Genomic DNA, 18,790 nt, shown 5'->3' with positions numbered 1-18,790 from the left:
GTCGCGGGCCCCCGCAGGATCAGTTCATCGAGCACTCGTCGACATAGGCCGAGGAGCGGTCTTCGATGGCGGTGGCGACGATCTTGTTGGTGTAGACCTCGCCCTCCTTGATGACCTCGCGGATGTAGATATCCTGGATCGGGTGCTGGTTGGTATCAAAGCTGAACTTGCCGCGCACGCTGTCGAAGTCAGCCGCCTTCAGCGCCGCGCGGAAGGCCTCGGCATCGGAGGGCTCGGCGGTCTCGAGGGCCGAGAGCAGCAGGTTCGCGGTGTCGTAGCCGTAGGAGGCGTAGAGCGACGGCAGGCGGCCGTATTTCTTCTCGAAGCCCGAGACGAAGGCGGCGTTGGCCGCGTTGTCGAGATCCTTGGACCAGTTGGAGCCGTTCTTGACGCCCATCGCGGCCTCGCCCACCGCCTGCAGGATGGCCTGATCGAAGGAGAAGGCCGGGCCCATCACCGGCAGCTCGACGCCGCTGTCGGCATATTGCTTGAGGAACGAGATCCCCATGCCGCCGGGCAGGAAGAAGAAGATGCTGTCGGCGCCCGAGGCGCGGATCTGGGCGATCTCGGCGGCATAGTCGGTCTGGCCGAGCTTGGTATAGACCTCGCCTGCCAGCTCACCGCCGTAGAAGCGCTTGAAGCCGTTCAGGCTGTCCTGACCCGCCGGGTAGTTGGGCGCCATGATGAAGGGCTTGGTATAGCCTTCCGACTTGGCATAGGCGCCGGCGGCCTCGTGCAGGTTGTCGTTCTGGTAGGAGACCGAGAAGTAGTTGGGGTGGCAGCCCTTGCCCGCCAGCATCGCGGGCGCGGCATTGGTCGAGAGGTAGAATTTGCCCTGCGCCGTCGCCGCCGGCACCACCGCCATCGCGAGGTTCGACCAGACGATGCCGGTCAGGATGTCGACCTTTTCGGACTGGATCATCTTGTCGGCCAGCTGCACCGCCACGTCGGGCTTGCGCTGGTCATCCTCGATGATCACCTCGATGTCGTCGCGGCCCGCGGCCTCCATCGCCAGCATGAAGCCGTCGCGGGTGTCGATGCCGAGGCTGGCGCCGCCGCCCGAGAGGGTGGTGATCATACCGATCTTGACCTCGGCCTGCGCGCTGGCGGCCATCGCCACGAGGCTCGCCGCGGCGAGAAGCGTTTTCATGGACATTCCGGAACTCCCTGTTCTCTTCCCTTATCCCCTGCCGGATCTTGCGCCCGGCGTTGCGGGCAAGGGTTAACGGAAAAACCGGGGATGTCCATGCGCGAGCTCCCGGTGCCGCCCAAGGGGCCGCCGGATTGCGCGATCAAGCGGATCGAACGCTCGGAACAGGGAAATGAAAGGCTGCGCGGGTGGTCCAGCGCGTCTCAGCCGCGCTCCCGGAAGCAGAGCTTCGGCGCCTCGCCGGGAGTGCCATCCGTGGTCGCGCCGCAATGGATGCAGCGCCACTGGCTGGTTTCACCCTGCCGGTACTCGCGCCACCGGCACAGCCTCCGGTCGCGGTTCTTCATGTTGAAGAGCAGCAGGATGATGAATGCGACAACGAGGCCAACAGCGAAAATCACCGTGGGCCTCGTTCGGGGAGTTCAGAAACCATGAGGGAATTCTAGCTCTGCCTTCCCGGCAGGCCAGCCCTCAGGCGGCCTGGTAATAGACGCAGGTGCCGGGCTCTTCATCGACGACGCGATCCGCGTCGTGCACCAGAACCGGCTCCGGCTGGTAGTAGGCATAGGCCTGCTCGAGGATGGCGAGGGCCTCGGCGGCGTCGATCTGTTGTTGGGTCTGCTCTTGCATCGGGTTGGCCTTTCGGTGTCGTGTCCGTCTTTCCTCCCCTTACACGCCCTAGATAGCCCTTGCTGCAGCGCAGCACACCCCCGTTTGCTGCAAGTGCGAAATGCACTGGATGCATGTTTACGCGAGGGCGGCGCGATGATTGCACCGGCGCCGCTCCTTCCGGTTGCATCGCAATCCGAATCCGGACAGGGAGCGCCTCGTTGCTATAGCGTGGCAGGCAGAGCCGCCGCGCCCTCCCCTCAAGACCCGCCGCACGACACAGCCAAGGAAAGGACGAGCCCGATGCGCGTTTCGATCGACGTAGAGATGCACTATAGCTTCACCGAGCCCAACACCGTGGCTCTGGTGCTCGAGGCGGCGCGGACCGAGGGCCAGACTATTCTCAGCGACAGCCTCGATCTCGGCGATGCCACGATCAACCGCATCGAGGGCGATTGCGGCGTGGGCGAACGGATCTGGGCGCAGATCCCCGGCGAGGAGATGCGCCTGCGCTACCGTGCGCTGGTCGAGATCACCCGCGGCGCGCCCTCGCTTGACGGGCGCGCGGCGCTGCCGCTGCATCTCCTGCCCGCCGAGGCCGCGCCCTTCATCCGGCCTTCGCGCTACTGCCAGTCGGACAAGTTCGTCGCCTTCGTTGAGAAGCGCTTCGGCCATCTTTCCGGCGGACGAAAGGTGGCGGCGATCCGCGACTGGATCGAGGCCGAACTCTCCTACGTGCCCGGCAGTTCGGATTCCGACACCAACGTGCTCGAGACCTTTGCCGGGCGGCAGGGCGTCTGCCGCGACTACGTGCACCTGTTCTGCGCCATGGTGCGGGCGGCGCAGATCCCCGCGCGGGCGGGCTCGGCCTACGGGCCCGATGTCACGCCGCAGGATTTCCACGCCGTGGCGCAGGTCTGGCTCGAAGATGGCTGGCACCTCGTCGATGCCACCGGCATGTGCCGGGCCGACAGCCTCGCGCTGATCGCCGTCGGCCGCGATGCCTATGACATCGCCTTCATGGAAAGCCAGGCCCCCGCCACGTTGCACTCGCAGAGCGTTTCCGTCGCCCGCGCATAATCGCCCCAGTAACGGAAAACGCCGCCCCCGAGGGGAGCGGCGTTACTGTCTTGCGATCGAGCTGCGCTCAGACGTGCCGGTTCAGCAGCATCTTCTTGATCTCGGCGATGGATTTCGCCGGGTTCAGACCCTTCGGGCAGGTCTTGGTGCAGTTCATGATGGTGTGGCAGCGATAGAGCTTGAACGGGTCCTCGAGCGCATCCAGACGCTCGCCGGTGGCCTCGTCGCGGCTGTCGATGATCCAGCGGTAGGCGTGCAGCAGCGCTGCCGGTCCGAGATAGCGGTCGGAGTTCCACCAGTAGCTCGGGCAGGAGGTCGAGCACGAGGCGCACATCACGCACTCGTAGAGACCGTCGAGCTTCTTGCGGTCCTCGATGGACTGCTTCCACTCCTTCTCGGGGCGGTTGGTCTTGGTCTCGAGCCACGGCATGATCGACGCGTGCTGGGCGTAGAAATGCGTCAGGTCGGGGATCAGGTCCTTGACCACCGGCATGTGCGGCAGCGGGTAGATCTTCACGTCGCCGGTGATCTCGTCGAGACCGTAGATACAGGCCAGCGTGTTGATGCCGTCGATGTTCATGGCGCAGGAGCCGCAGATGCCTTCGCGGCAGGAGCGGCGGAAGGTCAGGGTCGGGTCGACCTCGTTCTTGATCTTGATGAGCGCGTCCAGAACCATCGGGCCGCACTTGTCCATGTCGAGATAGTAGGTGTCGACGCGGGGGTTCTCACCGGTATCGGGATCCCAGCGATAGATCTTGAACGCGCGCACGTTCGTCGCGCCATCCGGTTTCGGCCAGGTCTTGCCGGTACGGATGCGGGAGTTCTTCGGAAGCGTGAACTGAACCATGGCGAGCCTCTGCTTTCCTTTCGGTGAGTCTATGGGTTGGCAAGGTCCGGCCCGGACGACTTACCGGACCATACAAAATTTCGGGTCGGCGCGAAACGCGCCAGTGGTAACATGCTGTTGTGCGCAACGATCCCCATCGTCACGCCCCTGCCCCGGACAGAACCGCGGCGAGCCCCGTCGTGCTCAGGCAGGTGATGGTCTCGGGCTTCTGCACCACGTCGGCGACGATCTGGATCGAGCTCTCGGTCGGCCCGCCGATGGTGTCGGCGGCGAGCGCGTAGATCTGCGTCGCGCTAGCATTGTCGATGACGCAGTCGAGCACCGGCTCGACCGGCGCCCCGGGGAAGCGATCGACCACGATCTTGGTCACCGTCGAGCGCGCCGCACCGCGTGCGATCGCATCCTGGCTCTGGGTCGAGCAGGCGGCGAGCAGCAGCGTAAGGAGAAGGGTCTTGCGCAAGTCGGGTCTCCTAGAACAGCACGCGGTCGATGAGGTTGTCGCTCATGCATTCGCGGGTGCCCTGGGCGAAGAGGATGTCGGTCACGATATCATCGTTGAGCTCGGGCTGACCGAGCGCGGAATTCTCCGCCAGCGCATCGATCTGGCCCTGGCGGGCGTAGGCGATGGTGCAGCCGACGGCGGTCTCGGTCGGCACGGACGGCGCCTTGCGGGCGAGGATCGGCGCCACCGCGTTGGCGGCCACCTGCTCTTTGAAGGTCAGTGCCCGCGGCAGCAGCTCGCGGCCGGGATCGCGAGGGTATTCTTCACCGGCGCACCCGGCGAGCAGAAGCCCCGTAAGGAGGGTCAGGCTCAGTCGCGGCATAGCAGCGTCCCCCGGTACAGGCCGTTCACCCCCGCCGGACAGCCGGCGCTCTCGTAGGATCCCCGCGTCACCGCGACCGGCGTGGCCGGAGTCTTCGATGCCGGCGGGGTGCCGTAGGTATAGCTGCGCACCGTGGTGCCATCTTCGGCGTAGCGCTCGGTCGTGGATTGCGGCAGCGCGGCAGCGCTCTGCGGCGCCGGGGTCGCCGGGGCCGGCGCCCCGTCACGGCGCGCCGCCACGCAGGCATTGATCGCGTCGGCGCCGGCCTGCGTCCCGCCCTGCCCCGGTGTCACCACCGGGTAGGCGCCGCTGCCATACTCGTAGGACCCTTCCGGCTTCACCTGGAACATGCATTTCGTCACAGGATCGGCCGTCTGGGGCCCGCACGCGGCGAGCGGCAGCAGCAGCAGGAGGGCGCAGGCCGCTCGCATCAGAAGGTGCGGGCTTTCGGCGCGATCTTGGCGAGGCTGATGCCGCCCTTGTCCTCGGTGGTCAGCGGATCGACGATGACCGGACGGTGGCTGAGCGTCACCGAGGCATCCTCGACGCGGCTGATCGTGTGGACACGCCAGTTCTCGTCGTCGCGCTCGGGGTAGTCCTCGTGGGCGTGGGCCCCGCGGCTTTCCTTACGTGCCTCGGCGCCCACGATGGTGGCGAGCGCGTTGGGCATCAGGTTGGTCAGCTCGAGGGTCTCCATCAGATCCGAGTTCCAAACCAGCGAACGGTCCGAAACCTTGAGGTCGCCCATCTTGCCGGCGATCGCGGTCATCTTCTCGACGCCTTCCTTGAGGGTCTTGTCGGTGCGGAACACCGCCGCGTCGGCCTGCATGGTGCGCTGCATCTCGAGGCGCAGCTCGGCGGTCGGTGTCGCGCCTTCGGCGTAACGCAGCCCGTCGAAACGATCGAAGGCCTTGTCCACCGACGGCTGGTTCAGCGCGTGGATCGGCGCGGCGCGGTCAACCACCTCGCCGGCGCGGATCGCGGCGGCGCGGCCGAAGACCACGAGGTCGATCAGCGAGTTGGAGCCGAGACGGTTGGCGCCGTGCACCGAGGCACAGCCCGCTTCGCCCACGGCCATCAGGCCCGGAACCACGGCGTTGGGATCCTCGGCGGTCGGGTTCAGCACCTCGCCCCAGTAGTTGGTCGGGATGCCGCCCATGTTGTAGTGCACCGTCGGCAGGACCGGGATCGGCTCCTTGGTGACGTCGACACCGGCGAAGATCTTCGCCGATTCCGAAATGCCCGGCAGCCGCTCGGCCAGCGCTTCCGCCGGCAGGTGCGAGAGGTTCAGGTGGATGTGGTCGCCATGCTCGCCCACACCGCGGCCTTCGCGGATCTCCATGGTCATCGAGCGCGAGACGTAGTCGCGCGGCGCAAGGTCCTTGTAGGTGGGGGCATAGCGCTCCATGAAGCGCTCGCCTTCCGAGTTGGTCAGGTAGCCGCCTTCGCCGCGGGCGCCCTCGGTGATCAGGCAGCCCGAGCCGTAGATGCCGGTCGGGTGGAACTGCACGAACTCCATGTCCTGCAGAGCCAGGCCCGCACGGGCCACCATGCCGCCGCCATCGCCGGTGCAGGTGTGGGCCGAGGTGGCGGAGAAGTAGGCCCGGCCATAGCCGCCGGTGGCGAGCACGACCATCTTGGCGTTGAACACGTGGAAGGTGCCGTCGTCGAGCTTCCAGCAGACCACGCCCTGGCAGACGCCGTCGTCGCTCATGATGAGGTCGATGGCGAAATACTCGATGTAGAACTCTGCGTTGTTCTTCAGCGACTGGCCGTAGAGCGTGTGCAGGATGGCGTGGCCGGTCCGGTCGGCGGCGGCGCAGGTGCGCTGCACCGGCGGGCCTTCACCGAACTCGGTGGTGTGGCCGCCGAACGGGCGCTGGTAGATCTTGCCTTCCTCGGTGCGCGAGAACGGCACGCCGTAATGCTCGAGCTCGTAGACCGCGGCGGGAGCCGAGCGCGCGAGGTATTCCATCGCGTCGGTATCGCCGAGCCAGTCCGAGCCCTTGACGGTGTCGTACATGTGCCATTGCCAGTTGTCGGGGCCCATGTTGGACAGCGACGCGGCGATGCCGCCCTGTGCGGCGACGGTGTGGGAGCGGGTCGGGAACACCTTGGTCACGCAGGCGGTGCGCAGACCCTGTTCCGCCATGCCGAGCGTGGCGCGCAGGCCGGCGCCGCCGGCCCCGACGACCACGACGTCATAATTATGCGTCTCGTATTCGTATGCAGCCATTTTTCTGGTCTTCCTGTCTCAGAGCGCGATCTTGACGAGCGCGAAGATCCCGCAGGCGATCATCAGGTAGGCGAAGCCGGCAAAGGCCATGATCAGCAGCTTGCGGGTGGTGCCGCCGGTGTAATCTTCGATCATCGTGCGCGCGCCCTTCTGGAAGTGGACCATGCCCACGATCAGGACCAGCGCGGTCAGGATGGCCGGGAACGGGCGCGACATGGTGGCCAGCGCGGCGTCGTAGCCGGAGCCCAGCGCGCGGCCGAAGACGATCAGCCAGGTCGGCAGCATGAAGGCCAGCGCAACCGAGCTGACGATCATGAACCAGTGATGTTCGGCACCGGCATGGGCCGAACCCTTGCCTACGGCGCGCTTGCGGTCGGTCAGGTAACGCATCGGTCGTGCCTCCCTCAGATCCAGTAGATGATGACGGTGAGGATGGTCAGGACGACCGATCCGTAAACGCAGGCCCAGCCGAGCTTTTCGGCGGTCTCGATCTCGAGACCCTTGCCGGCGTCGAAGATCAGGTGACGCAGGCCGCCGAGGTAGTGATACCAGACCGCCCAGAGCGATCCGAACATCACTAGGTTGCCGACCCACGAGGTGATCCACCACTCGGCGGTCTCGAAGGCTTCCGGCCCTGCGGCGAGCGCGAGCAGCCACCAGACCACGAGCAGGGTCGCCACCATCAGGGCGTTCCCGGTGATCCGGATCATCACCGAGGTCACCGCGGTGAGCTGCAAGCGATAATACTGTACGAACATGAAGGGGGAGAGCGGGCGCTCGATCCGTTTAGCTTCGGCCATGGCTAGTCCTTTCGGTTCCCTTGTGAGGGCGTTCTAACGGGTTTTTCGCACCTCTGTCACCAGAGTGCACGTGCAGCAGGCGCGTTTTTTGATCGCTTTGATGAAAAATCCACGTGATCTGTGATCACACCTTAAAAAGTGTGATCACATATTGTGCGCTAACATCGCACAAGGCGATGCAGGCGCAGCATTTTGATTCTGTCGGCAAGGCTGGCCCGGCGCGTCGAATGTTACTCGGGGAAGCCCAGGCGCTTGAGCGCGAGCGCCCCCTGGCTCCGGCGGGCCGGGTCGTGGGACTGCAGGTCACGATGGATGCGCGACACCAGGCCGCTGAGTTTCCGATCCTTGGTCAGGCGGCTGATGGCATTGGGAATTTCGCTCGGGGGCAAGTCGAGCACATCCTTGGTTCCGTGCGGCAAGGGTCTTGCTGCCATGGTCGTTTCCTCCTGGCACAATCCGAATCTCCTCCCCGCAAGGTTGAGCTTAGCGGAGAGGAAACAATTCCGGAAACAAAAGGTTACGACACGCCTGCGACTTATTGCGGCATCAAGGCCCAGTAGTCGAGATCGAGCAGCACCTCCGGCTTGTATTTGCCATCCTCGCCGCGAAGCTCGAACGGGGCTCCGCCCTTGGTGGCCACCAGTCGAAGCCGGATCGCGCCAACGCCCGGCGCATCGGTCTCGGCCTTATCGAGCACCTCGGACCACGCCTTCACGGTATCGCCCGAGAAGCACGGGTTGGCATGGGCACCACCATTGAGACCGACGATCATCTGCGCGTTGGCCAGCCCGTTGAAGCTCAGCGCGCGGGCCATCGAGATCACGTGCCCGCCATAGATCAGGCGCTGGCCATCGGGGCGGAAGGTGGCATCGAAATGCACCTTGGCGGTGTTCTGCCAAAGGCGCGTCGCCATCATGTGCTCGGCCTCCTCGATGGTGACGCCGTCGACATGGTCGATGGTCTCGCCGATCTCGTAATCGCCCCAGCGATGCGGCTCGCCGGCCAGCGTGAAATCGTAGCCCTCGAAGCTCAGCCCCCCCGGGATCACGAGATCCTCGGGCGCCAGCACTTTCTTCAGCTCCGGCAGCACCGTCTCGGGCGCCGGCGCGTCGAGATCGTTCTTCCGCACCATCACCCAGCGGCAATAGTCCATCACGGTCTCGCCGCGCTGGTTCTTGCCGGTGGTGCGCACATAGACCACGCCGGTCTTGCCGTTCGAGTTCTGCTTGAGCCCGATCACCTCCGAGGACGAGCGCAGCGTGTCACCGGCATAGACCGGCTTCAGCCAGCGCCCCTCGGCATAGCCCAGATTGGCCACCGCGTTGAGCGAGACATCCGGAACGGTCTTGCCGAATACCACGTGAAACGCCGCCAGATCGTCGATCGGCGAGGCCGGCAGCCCGCAGGCCTGCGCGAATGCGTCGGAGCTATAGAGCGCGTGCCGGGCCGGGTAGAGCGCGTGGTAGAGCGCCCGCTCGCCGCCCGAGATGGTGCGCGGCACCGCGTGCTCGATCACCTGTCCGACGCTGTAATCCTCGAAGAACCGTCCCGGATTGGTTTTGGCCATCACTGCTCTCCCAGCTTGGTGTCGGGGGTGTAGGTGCCCTCGACCTCCTTGGTGACCGCCTGTCCGCAGCGCATCACGCCGTTGGCGGCGTCGAAGGCATAGGTCGGATCTCCGTGCAGTTCCCAGCCCTTGTTGAGCGCCGCGGTGACCTTGTGACAGAAGGCCGAGGTGTCGTCCTCGGAGAGGAAGCGGTAAAGTTTCATATGTCTTTCCAGTTCATTAACCGAAGGTCGGATAGCCGAGCCAGGTGTGGATGAAGCCGATCACGAAGAGCAGGACAACGCTGATCGCGAGGAACATCGCGTCCTTGCCGATGCTGCCCTTCGCCGGCGGAATCCAGTCCGGCTCGGCGCGGTTGATCACCATCATCTCGACGATGGCCCAGAGGCCGAGCCCGCCGAACAGCACGAAGGACGGCACGTCGCCGTTCACCAGCAGGTGCGCGATGGTCCAGAGCAGGAAGCCCGCGAGCATCGGGTGGCGCATCTTGTAGAACAGCGCGCCCTTCTTGGGGCCGGGCGAGGTCAGGTAGAGCGCGGCGATCATCAGCAGGTTGTTGATGCCCACCGTGGCCGGGTAACGGCCCCAGAAAAACGCGCCGTCGGCCATGCGGTAGCCGAAGATCATCAGCAGCACCGAGGCCAGCAGCGCCAGCGCGACCGGGCCCTTGCCCTTGTCGCCCATGGCGGCGCGCTGCGCCGGAGCCAGCCGTTTGAACAGGTGTGCGCCCCACCAGAGCGCAACGCCGAGAATGAGCAGGACCATGGGTGTCTCCTTGGGTCGGGTCTCTTTCCGGCCACCCTGCGATCATTCTGCCAGAGCAGCAATGGCCTCCGCCTTGGCAAGCAACGTCTGCGCCGTCGCCACGTGCAGGTTCTCGACGATCTTGCCATCGACCACCGCGACCCCCTGCCCCTGTTTCTCGGCCTCCTCGAAGGCCTCGATCTGGCGGCGGGCGAGATCGATCTCGGCCTCGGTGGGCGCGAAGGCGGCATTGGTCACCTCGACCTGTGCCGGGTGGATCAGCGTCTTGCCGTCGAAGCCCATGTCGCGGCCCTGATCGCACTCGGCCTTCAGCCCCTCGTCATCCTTGAACGCATTGTAGACGCCGTCGACGATGACGCAGCCGGTGGCCTTGGCCGCCAGCAGGCACATGCCGAGCGAGGTCTGCATCGCCAGCCGGTCGGGCCGGAAGCGCGAGTTGAGCTCCTTGGCGAGATCGTTGGTGCCCATCACCATGCCCCAGAGCTGCTCATGCGCGCCTATGGCGGCGGCGTTGAGGATGCCGCGCGGGGTCTCCATCATCGCCCAGAGCGGCTTGTCGGTGAGCTTGGCCAGCGCGTCGAGCTGCTCGGGGCTCTCGACCTTGGGAAGCAGCACCGCGTCGCAATCCATGTCGTTGGCCGCCGCCGCATCCTCGCGCCCCCAGTGGGTGTCGAGCCCGTTGATGCGGACGATCTTGGTGCGCTTGCCGTAGCCGCCCTGACGCAGTGCCTGCGCCAGCGTCTCGCGCGCGGCCTCCTTCTCGCCCGGCGATACCGCGTCTTCGAGATCGAAGATGATGGCATCGACGGACAGGGTGCGCGCCTTGTCGAGGGCGCGGTCCTTGGAGCCCGGAATATAGAGCACCGAACGGTAGGGACGCATCGTGAGGTCCATGAGTCTCCTCCTCCACGAAGAAATAAAGTTGCGCGAAAATGGTCAGGAAATTGCGAAAAGTGCAAGAGCCTTTGCGCCGCAACGCAGAAAAAGGCAGCACGACCTTGGTGCCGCAAAGGCCTGCCCTTGGCCTTCGCCGCTTCATTAACCTTTCCTTGAGCAATGCGGGTCAGCCTTTTCCGCAGGGGACAGGCGGCGCCGGCAGGGGTGCGGCCGCGCTTCGGAGGGGCAGGATCCGCATTCGGAAGGGCAAGGCAATGAGAGTGATGACGGCAATGGCCACGATGGCCTTCGGCACGATGATCGCGCCGCAGATGCTACAGGCGCAGAACCCGGCCTGCGCCCCGCGCGACACGGTTCTGCGCAAGCTCGCCGACACTTACGGCGAAACCCGGCAGGGCATCGGCCTCAACGGCGACAACGCGCTGATCGAGGTTTTCGCCTCCGACGAGACCGGCAGCTGGACCATCACCATCACCTCCGGCGCGGGGCTCACCTGCCTGCTCGCGAGCGGTCAATCCTACGAGACCTTGTCGGAGCCCCTGCCCTCCACCGACAGCGACGCATAATCCGAAACGCGGAGCCGGCAGGTGGCGCAAGAATCGACCAGACCTGCGCGAAGTCGCGGCAAAGCGGCCCGTTTTCGCGGCTCGGCGGCTGAAAACCCGCATTGCACGCATCTCTGCGGGGCCGCTCTAACCCTTCGATTTTCTTGTCTTTAGCGCCATCAATCGCGCCTCTTCGCGGGCGCGCGCGACCGATGCTGCCGTGCAGCACTCTTGCGCGTGGCGGGCCAAACCCTTACGCAAACGTCGGAATTCACAAATGGAGCGGAGACAGATCCATGGCCAGACCCAAGATCGCCCTGATCGGCGCGGGACAGATCGGCGGCACCCTCGCCCACCTCGCAGCCCTCAAGGAACTGGGTGACGTCGTTCTCTTCGACATCGCCGAAGGCACCCCCGAGGGCAAGGCGCTCGACATCGCCGAGTCGGGCCCCTCGGAAGGCTTCGACGCCACGCTGAAGGGCACCCAGGACTACGCCGACATCGCCGGCGCCGACGTCTGCATCGTGACCGCCGGCGTGCCGCGCAAGCCGGGCATGAGCCGCGATGACCTGCTGGGCATCAACCTCAAGGTGATGAAGTCGGTCGGCGAAGGCATCCGCGACAACGCGCCCGACGCCTTCGTGATCTGCATCACCAACCCGCTCGACGCGATGGTCTGGGCGCTGCAGAAATTCTCGGGCCTGCCCGCGAACAAGGTCTGCGGCATGGCCGGCGTGCTCGACAGCGCGCGCTTCCGCCACTTCCTCGCGACCGAGTTCAACGTCTCCATGAAGGACGTGACCGCCTTCGTGCTCGGCGGCCACGGCGACACCATGGTGCCCTCGGTGCGCTACTCGACCGTTGCCGGCGTTCCGCTGCCGGACCTCGTCGAGATGGGCTGGACCACGCAGGAGAAGCTCGACGCCATCGTGCAGCGCACCCGTGACGGCGGCGCCGAGATTGTCGGCCTGCTGAAGACCGGCTCGGCCTTCTACGCGCCCGCGACCAGCGCCATCGAGATGGCGGAAGCCTATCTCAAGGACCAGAAGCGCGTCCTGCCCTGCGCTGCCTATTGCGACGGTGACCTTGGTGTCTCCGACATGTATGTCGGCGTGCCCACCGTGATCGGCGCCGGCGGTGTCGAGAAGATCATGAACATCAAGCTCAACAAGGAAGAGCAGGAGATGTTCGACACCTCGGTCAACGCCGTGAAGGGCCTCGTCGAGGCCTGCAAGGGCATCGACGGCTCGCTCGCCTGAGCCTTTCGCCGGGGCGCGCCACAGCGCCCCGGCACCCCCGCGGACTGACGCAATCGAGCGCTCCGCCCCTCCCCTCCCGACCAGTTCCGACCGTCCATCCCCGCCGTCGCCGCGGCGCGATGCGTCGTGTCCAAGCGCCACGCGGCTGCAAGCGCGGCGCGCCCCGACCACACGAAGCGACCGAATCCCGATGATTCCTTGAGCAAGCGCTAACATGGCACGCAGAGCGCCCGCGTTTGTGATCACAGGCTCAAATCGTGTGATCACAAAGGGCAGAAATTGCTCGCAATTCGAGGGGTCGGGCAATATTTCGATTAACGCGCGCTGCCATGCATGGCTATACCGGCGGGGAAATCGCAGCAAGACGGGAAGATTCTTTCATGAACATCCATGAATATCAGGCGAAGGCGCTTCTGCGCGACTATGGCTGCCCGGTCTCCGACGGCCGTATCGTGCTGACGGCCAACGACGCCAAGACCGCCGCAGGCGAGCTCGACGGCCCGCTCTGGGTCGTGAAGGCGCAGATCCACGCAGGTGGTCGCGGCAAGGGCTCCTTCAAGGAACACGAAGCTGGTGAAAAGGGCGGTGTCCGCCTCGCCAAGTCGGTGGAAGAAGCCGCCGACGAAGCCAACCGGATGCTCGGCCACACGCTGGTGACCCACCAGACCGGCCCGGCAGGCAAGCAGGTCAACCGCATCTACATCGAGGACGGCTCGGACATCACCTCCGAATTCTACCTCGCGCTGCTGGTCGACCGCGTCACCTCGCGGATCTCGATCGTCTGCTCGACCGAGGGCGGCATGGACATCGAGGAGGTCGCAGCCTCGACCCCCGAGAAGATCCTCTCCTTCTCGATCGACCCGGCGGTCGGCTACCAGGGCTTCCACGGCCGCCGCGTCGCCTTTGCCCTCGGCCTCGAAGGCAAGGCCGTGCGCCAGTGCTCGAACCTGCTCGGCAACCTCTACCGGATGTTCACCGAGAAGGACATGGAGATGCTGGAGATCAACCCGCTGATCCTGACCACCTCCGGTGAGATCAAGTGCCTCGACTGCAAGGCGGGCTTCGACTCCAACGCGCTCTACCGTCACCCCGACATCGTCGGCCTGCGCGACGAGACCGAGGAAGACCCGAAGGAACTCGCGGCCTCGCAGCACGACCTGAACTACATCGCGCTCGACGGCGAGATCGGCTGCATGGTGAACGGCGCGGGCCTGGCCATGGCGACCATGGACATCATCAAGCTCTACGGCGGCGAGCCGGCCAACTTCCTCGACGTGGGTGGCGGCGCGACCAAGGAGAAGGTGACCGAGGCGTTCAAGATCATCACCTCGGACGAGAACGTCAAAGGCATCCTCGTAAACATCTTCGGCGGCATCATGCGCTGCGACGTCATCGCCGAGGGCGTGATCGCCGCGGTGAAGGAAGTCGGCCTGCAGGTTCCGCTGGTGGTGCGCCTCGAGGGCACCAACGTGGAGCTCGGCAAGAAGATCATCAACGAGTCCGGTCTCGACGTGATCGCCGCCGACAACCTGTCCGACGGTGCCGAGAAGATCGTGAAGGCGGTCAAGGGCTGAGCCTGATGCGGTCGATGCAGCATATCACGCTTTTCGCGGAACACTCCGCGGGCCTGGCGGGTTGCCTCCCGAAAGGAGAGTCCCGTCATGTCGATCAAGCTGCCCGGCCGCACCAACCTGCCCACCCTGTCCAACAAGGCGCTTCCCGCCAGTCGCGACCGGCTGATGCCGGTGGCCTATGCCGGCGGTCTGCTGGCGATCGGCGCGGCGCTGTTGATTGCCAAGCCTCGCCTCGGACACGTGCCGCCGCCCAATCGCATGGGCGACGGTCCGCGTCGCAGCCGTTTGCGCCGTGCGGCGCAGCGCGGCCGGGACGGGGTGCAGGCCTTCGCGCCCACCAACGTGACGGACTCGCTCGGTCGCTCGCTGATCCTCGGGGGCGTTGCGCTCCTGCTGGCGCGGGTGCTGGACGAGGTCGCGGGGCACGACGGGCAGTAACGCCTCACCTTCTCACGTCTGAGCATTCCGGACAGTGCGCGCCCAAGGGCTGCGCGCTGTCTTGTCGTGTCATCGGCCCGCGTCTCGCGGCGCCGTCTCAAAACATGCGCCGCGCGCACGCGGCCCAATAAGGAGAACGCCACCAATGGCAGTCCTCGTCGACGAAAACACCAAAGTCATCTGTCAGGGCTTCACCGGCTCGCAGGGCACCTTCCACTCCGAGCAGGCCATCGCCTACGGCACCAAGATGGTCGGCGGCGTGACCCCCGGCAAAGGCGGCCAGGAGCACCTCGGCCTGCCGGTCTTCAACTCGGTCCACGAAGCCGTGCACAAGACCGAGGCCAACGCCTCGGTGATCTACGTGCCGCCGCCCTTCGCCGCCGACTCCATCCTCGAGGCGATCGACGCCGAGGTCGAGCTGATCATCTGCATCACCGAGGGCATCCCGGTCCTCGACATGATGAAGGTGAAGCGCGCCCTGATCGACAGCAAGTCGCGCCTGATCGGCCCGAACTGCCCCGGTGTCATCACCCCCGACGCCTGCAAGATCGGCATCATGCCGGGCCACATCCACAAGCGTGGCAAGGTCGGCGTGGTGTCGCGCTCCGGCACCCTGACCTACGAGGCGGTCAAGCAGACCACCGATCTCGGCCTCGGCCAGTCCTCGGCCGTGGGCATCGGTGGCGACCCGATCAAGGGCACCGAACACATCGACGTGCTCGACATGTTCCTCGACGATCCGGAAACCGAATCCATCATCATGATCGGTGAGATCGGTGGCTCGGCCGAAGAGGAAGCCGCCGAGTTCCTCAAGGAGCAGAAGAAGAAAGGCCGCTGGAAGCCGACCGCTGGCTTCATCGCAGGCCGCACCGCCCCTCCGGGCCGCCGCATGGGCCACGCCGGCGCCATCGTCGCCGGTGGCAAGGGCGACGCCGAGTCCAAGATCGAGGCCATGAAGTCGGCCGGCATCGTGGTCGCGGACAGCCCCGCCACCCTCGGCGAAGCCGTCGTCAAGGCGATGGAAGCCTGAGGTAATATCTTCGCGCCCCGGGCTTGCGCTCGGGGCGACCGGCACAAATGTCGGTCATCAGCATCGCGTGGTCCGGGTATTGCCCGGGACGCGCCATTGAAAAGCCAAGCAGATTGGCTGAGCATCACGACAGGCGCCGGACGGTCCGGCCTCTTTCCTGCTGCTACAGCGATCGGTCAGAAAGGAAGACGCGCGATGACGGATCAAAGTCCCAACGACCAGTTCCACGCCTCCAGCTTCATGCAGGGTGCGAACGCGGAGTACCTCGAACAGATGTACGCCCGCTACGCCAACGACCCCGGCGCGGTGGATGCCGCCTGGGCGGAGTTCTTCAGCGCCCTGGGCGATGACGAGACCAGCGTGAAGGCCGAGGCCCAGGGCGCCTCCTGGCACCGTGCCGACTGGCCGCCGACCCCGGATGACGACATCACCGCCGCGCTGACCGGCGAATGGCCGATGCCGATGGTCCCCGCCGAAGCCAAGGGCGCCGGCAAGAAGATCGCCGAGAAGGCCTCGTCTAAGGGCGTCAGCCTGACCGACGATCAGGTCAAGCGCGCCGTGCTCGACTCGATCCGCGCGCTGATGATCATCCGCGCACACCGGATCCGCGGCCACCTCGCCGCCGATCTCGATCCGCTGGGCCTGCATGGCCGCGAGCCGCATCCCGAGCTCGACCCCAAGGCCTACGGCTTCACCGAGGCCGACATGGACCGGCCGATCTTCATCGACAACGTGCTGGGCCTGCAGATCGCCTCGCTCCGCGAGATCATGGGCGTGCTCAAGCGCACCTATTGCGGCACCTTCGCGCTGCAATACATGCACATCTCCGACCCCGAGCAATCCTCCTGGCTGAAGGAGCGCATCGAGGGCTACGGCAAGGAAGTGAAGTTCACCCGTGAAGGGCGCCGCGCCATCCTCAACAAGATGGTCGAGGCGGAGGGCTTCGAGAAGTTCCTGCACGTCAAGTACATGGGCACCAAGCGCTTCGGCCTCGACGGCGGCGAAAGCCTGATCCCGGCGATGGAGCAGATCATCAAGCGCGGCGGCAACCTCGGCATCCAGGAAGTCGTGGTCGGCATGCCGCACCGTGGCCGCCTCTCGGTGCTGGCCAACGTGATGAACAAGCCCTACCGCGCGATCTTCAACGAATTCCAGGGCGGCAGCTTCAAGCCCGAGGATGTCGACGGGTCGGGCGACGTGAAATACCACCTCGGCGCCTCCTCGGACCGCGAGTTCGACGGCAACAAGGTGCACCTGTCGCTGACCGCAAACCCCTCGCACCTCGAGGCGGTGAACCCGGTGGTTCTGGGCAAGGTCCGCGCCAAGCAGGACCAGCTCGGCGATGTCGAGCGCACCCAGGTTCTGCCGGTTCTACTGCACGGCGACGCGGCCTTCGCTGGCCAGGGTGTTGTGGCCGAGTGCTTTGCGCTCTCAGGCCTGCGCGGTCACCGCACCGGCGGCACCATCCACATCGTGGTGAACAACCAGATCGGCTTCACCACCGCGCCGCACTTCTCGCGCTCCTCGCCCTACCCCACCGACAACGCTCTGGTGGTCGAGGCGCCGATCTTCCACGTCAACGGCGATGACCCGGAAGCCGTGGTGCACGCCGCCAAGGTGGCCACCGAGTTCCGCCAGAAGTTCGGCAAGGACGTGGTCATCGACATGTTCTGCTACCGCCGGTTCGGTCACAACGAGGGCGACGAGCCCATGTTCACCAACCCGGTGATGTACAAGCAGATCAAGAAGCAGAAGACCACGCTGACGCTCTACACCGAGCGGCTGGTCAAGGACGGCCTGATCCCCGAGGGCGAGATCGAGGACATGAAGGCCGCCTTCCAGGCCCATCTCAACGAGGAGTTCGAGGCCGGAAAGACCTTCAAGCCCAACAAGGCCGACTGGCTCGATGGACGCTGGTCGCATCTCGACAAGCAGAAAGAGGGCAACTACCAGCGCGGCGAGACCGCCATCAAACCCGAGACCATGCAGGAAATCGGCACCGGCCTGACCACGGTTCCCGAGGGCTTCCCGCTACACAAGACCGTCGGCCGCTTCCTCGACCATCGCAAGAAGATGTTCGAGAGCGGCGAGGGCTTCGACTGGGCGACCGCCGAAAGCCTCGCCTTCGGCTCGCTGCTCACCGAGGGCTACCCGGTCCGCCTGTCCGGTCAGGACAGCACCCGCGGCACCTTCTCGCAGCGCCATTCCGGCCTGATCAACCAGGATGACGAAGAGCGCTACTACCCGCTCAACAACATCCGCGAGGGTCAGGCCCGCTACGAGGTGATCGACTCGGCGCTGTCGGAATACGCGGTCTGCGGCTTCGAGTATGGCTACTCGCTGGCCGAACCCAACGCGCTGGTGCTCTGGGAAGCCCAGTTCGGCGATTTCGCCAACGGCGCGCAGATCATGTTCGACCAGTTCGTGTCGTCGGGTGAATCCAAGTGGCTGCGCATGTCGGGCCTCGTCTGCCTGCTGCCGCACGGCTTCGAGGGCCAGGGCCCCGAGCACAGCTCGGCCCGCCTCGAGCGCTTCCTGCAGATGTGCGGCCAGGACAACTGGATCGTCGCCAACTGCTCGACCCCGGCCAACTACTTCCACATCCTGCGCCGCCAGCTGCACCGCAGCTACCGCAAGCCGCTGATCATGATGACGCCGAAATCGCTTCTGCGTCACAAGCTGGCGGTCTCGAATGCCGAGGATTTCGTCACCGGCTCGAGCTTCCACCGGGTGCTCTGGGACGATGCCGAGAAGGGCCATTCGGACACCCAGCTGAAGCCCGATGCGGAGATCAAGCGCGTCGTGATGTGCTCGGGCAAGGTCTACTACGACCTGCTGGAAGAGCGCGATGCCCGTGGCCTCGACGATGTCTACATCCTGCGCATCGAGCAGTTCTATCCCTTCCCGGCGCTCAGCCTGGTGAAGGAGCTGGAGCGCTTCAAGGGCGCCGAGATGATCTGGTGCCAGGAAGAGCCGAAGAACCAGGGCGCCTGGACCTTCATCGAGCCCAACATCGAATGGGTGCTGGGGCGCATCGACGCCACCCACAAGCGGCCGGTCTATGTGGGCCGCGCCACCTCGGCCTCGCCCGCCACGGGTCTGGCCAGCCAGCACAAGGCACAACAAGAAGCGCTCGTGAACGAGGCGCTGACCATCGAAGGGAATTGAG

The 18,790-nt window shown here is 65.5% G+C and carries 22 protein-coding genes; 7 read left to right on the top strand and 15 right to left on the bottom strand.

Features of this window, described 5'->3' with window-relative positions; translation table 11 throughout:
• Positions 1-19: 19 nt before the first annotated feature.
• The 3 genes from KUV62_RS06170 to KUV62_RS06160 all read right to left on the bottom strand — a co-directional run bounded on the left by KUV62_RS06170 (position 20) and on the right by KUV62_RS06160 (position 1,780).
• Positions 20-1,156 (bottom strand): ABC transporter substrate-binding protein, encoded by a 1,137-nt coding sequence (locus KUV62_RS06170; protein ID WP_222602796.1) that lies wholly within the window; start codon positions 1,154-1,156, stop codon positions 20-22.
• Between the two features lie 197 nt (positions 1,157-1,353).
• Positions 1,354-1,551, bottom strand: a complete 198-nt coding sequence (locus KUV62_RS06165; protein ID WP_222602795.1) for a hypothetical protein — start codon at positions 1,549-1,551, stop codon at positions 1,354-1,356.
• Positions 1,552-1,621: 70 nt separating this feature from the next.
• Positions 1,622-1,780 (bottom strand): hypothetical protein, encoded by a 159-nt coding sequence (locus KUV62_RS06160; protein WP_222602794.1) that lies wholly within the window; start codon positions 1,778-1,780, stop codon positions 1,622-1,624.
• Between the two features lie 282 nt (positions 1,781-2,062).
• On the opposite strand from KUV62_RS06160, the gene KUV62_RS06155 reads away from it, so the two are divergent.
• Complete coding sequence (locus KUV62_RS06155) at positions 2,063-2,839, top strand: transglutaminase-like domain-containing protein (RefSeq protein ID WP_222602793.1); 777 nt, start codon at positions 2,063-2,065, stop codon at positions 2,837-2,839.
• Positions 2,840-2,906: 67 nt separating this feature from the next.
• Here the strand turns inward: KUV62_RS06155 and KUV62_RS06150 are convergent, their stop codons facing one another.
• From KUV62_RS06150 to KUV62_RS06095, 12 genes are all read right to left on the bottom strand, one after another.
• Complete coding sequence (locus KUV62_RS06150; RefSeq protein WP_222602792.1) at positions 2,907-3,686, bottom strand: succinate dehydrogenase iron-sulfur subunit; 780 nt, start codon at positions 3,684-3,686, stop codon at positions 2,907-2,909.
• A 139-nt stretch (positions 3,687-3,825) separates the two neighbouring features.
• Positions 3,826-4,146: a hypothetical protein gene (locus KUV62_RS06145; RefSeq protein WP_222602791.1), complete on the bottom strand. Its 321-nt coding sequence runs from the start codon at positions 4,144-4,146 to the stop codon at positions 3,826-3,828.
• A gap of 10 nt (positions 4,147-4,156) precedes the next feature.
• A complete protein-coding gene (locus KUV62_RS06140) occupies positions 4,157-4,510 on the bottom strand; it encodes a hypothetical protein (RefSeq protein WP_222602790.1) in 354 nt (117 codons plus the stop codon).
• On the bottom strand, positions 4,498-4,860 hold the full coding sequence (locus KUV62_RS06135; RefSeq protein ID WP_222602789.1) for a hypothetical protein: 363 nt from the start codon (positions 4,858-4,860) through the stop codon (positions 4,498-4,500). The genes KUV62_RS06140 and KUV62_RS06135 overlap by 13 nt, the downstream gene beginning before the upstream one ends.
• An 80-nt stretch (positions 4,861-4,940) precedes the next feature.
• Complete coding sequence (gene sdhA / locus KUV62_RS06130) at positions 4,941-6,746, bottom strand: succinate dehydrogenase flavoprotein subunit (RefSeq protein ID WP_222602788.1); 1,806 nt, start codon at positions 6,744-6,746, stop codon at positions 4,941-4,943.
• A gap of 18 nt (positions 6,747-6,764) precedes the next feature.
• The gene (locus tag KUV62_RS06125; RefSeq protein WP_222602787.1) at positions 6,765-7,136 is read right to left on the bottom strand and encodes a succinate dehydrogenase, hydrophobic membrane anchor protein; all 372 of its coding nucleotides are present in this window, start codon (positions 7,134-7,136) and stop codon (positions 6,765-6,767) included.
• Between the two features lie 14 nt (positions 7,137-7,150).
• Positions 7,151-7,546 carry a succinate dehydrogenase, cytochrome b556 subunit gene (gene sdhC / locus KUV62_RS06120; protein ID WP_222602786.1) on the bottom strand — a complete coding sequence of 132 codons (396 nt, stop codon included), beginning with the start codon at positions 7,544-7,546 and terminating at the stop codon, positions 7,151-7,153.
• Positions 7,547-7,776: 230 nt separating this feature from the next.
• Positions 7,777-7,980 carry a hypothetical protein gene (locus KUV62_RS06115; RefSeq protein WP_222602981.1) on the bottom strand — a complete coding sequence of 68 codons (204 nt, stop codon included), beginning with the start codon at positions 7,978-7,980 and terminating at the stop codon, positions 7,777-7,779.
• Between the two features lie 101 nt (positions 7,981-8,081).
• The gene (locus tag KUV62_RS06110; RefSeq protein ID WP_222602785.1) at positions 8,082-9,113 is read right to left on the bottom strand and encodes a MaoC family dehydratase; all 1,032 of its coding nucleotides are present in this window, start codon (positions 9,111-9,113) and stop codon (positions 8,082-8,084) included.
• The gene (locus KUV62_RS06105) at positions 9,113-9,316 is read right to left on the bottom strand and encodes a DUF1737 domain-containing protein (RefSeq protein ID WP_222602784.1); all 204 of its coding nucleotides are present in this window, start codon (positions 9,314-9,316) and stop codon (positions 9,113-9,115) included. The genes KUV62_RS06110 and KUV62_RS06105 overlap by 1 nt, the downstream gene beginning before the upstream one ends.
• A gap of 16 nt (positions 9,317-9,332) precedes the next feature.
• A complete protein-coding gene (locus KUV62_RS06100; RefSeq protein ID WP_222602783.1) occupies positions 9,333-9,878 on the bottom strand; it encodes an NnrU family protein in 546 nt (181 codons plus the stop codon).
• A gap of 42 nt (positions 9,879-9,920) precedes the next feature.
• Positions 9,921-10,772 carry an HpcH/HpaI aldolase/citrate lyase family protein gene (locus KUV62_RS06095; RefSeq protein WP_222602782.1) on the bottom strand — a complete coding sequence of 284 codons (852 nt, stop codon included), beginning with the start codon at positions 10,770-10,772 and terminating at the stop codon, positions 9,921-9,923.
• Positions 10,773-11,029: 257 nt separating this feature from the next.
• Here KUV62_RS06095 and KUV62_RS06090 point away from each other — a divergent pair, with 257 nt between their 5' ends.
• The 6 genes from KUV62_RS06090 (at position 11,030) to KUV62_RS06065 (ending at position 18,789) form a co-directional block, all read left to right on the top strand.
• Complete coding sequence (locus KUV62_RS06090) at positions 11,030-11,341, top strand: hypothetical protein (RefSeq protein WP_222602781.1); 312 nt, start codon at positions 11,030-11,032, stop codon at positions 11,339-11,341.
• A gap of 275 nt (positions 11,342-11,616) precedes the next feature.
• Positions 11,617-12,579 (top strand): malate dehydrogenase, encoded by a 963-nt coding sequence (gene mdh, locus KUV62_RS06085; protein WP_222602780.1) that lies wholly within the window; start codon positions 11,617-11,619, stop codon positions 12,577-12,579.
• A 380-nt stretch (positions 12,580-12,959) separates the two neighbouring features.
• A complete protein-coding gene (gene sucC / locus KUV62_RS06080; protein WP_222602779.1) occupies positions 12,960-14,153 on the top strand; it encodes an ADP-forming succinate--CoA ligase subunit beta in 1,194 nt (397 codons plus the stop codon).
• A gap of 87 nt (positions 14,154-14,240) precedes the next feature.
• Positions 14,241-14,591, top strand: a complete 351-nt coding sequence (locus KUV62_RS06075; RefSeq protein ID WP_222602778.1) for a hypothetical protein — start codon at positions 14,241-14,243, stop codon at positions 14,589-14,591.
• A gap of 145 nt (positions 14,592-14,736) precedes the next feature.
• Positions 14,737-15,621 carry a succinate--CoA ligase subunit alpha gene (gene sucD / locus KUV62_RS06070; protein WP_222602777.1) on the top strand — a complete coding sequence of 295 codons (885 nt, stop codon included), beginning with the start codon at positions 14,737-14,739 and terminating at the stop codon, positions 15,619-15,621.
• Between the two features lie 195 nt (positions 15,622-15,816).
• Complete coding sequence (locus KUV62_RS06065) at positions 15,817-18,789, top strand: 2-oxoglutarate dehydrogenase E1 component (protein ID WP_222602776.1); 2,973 nt, start codon at positions 15,817-15,819, stop codon at positions 18,787-18,789.
• Position 18,790 lies beyond the last annotated feature (1 nt).

Source organism: Salipiger bermudensis, from assembly GCF_019801965.1.
Taxonomy (GTDB): domain Bacteria; phylum Pseudomonadota; class Alphaproteobacteria; order Rhodobacterales; family Rhodobacteraceae; genus Salipiger; species Salipiger bermudensis_A.
This window is presented reverse-complemented; position numbering and strand designations above follow the sequence as displayed.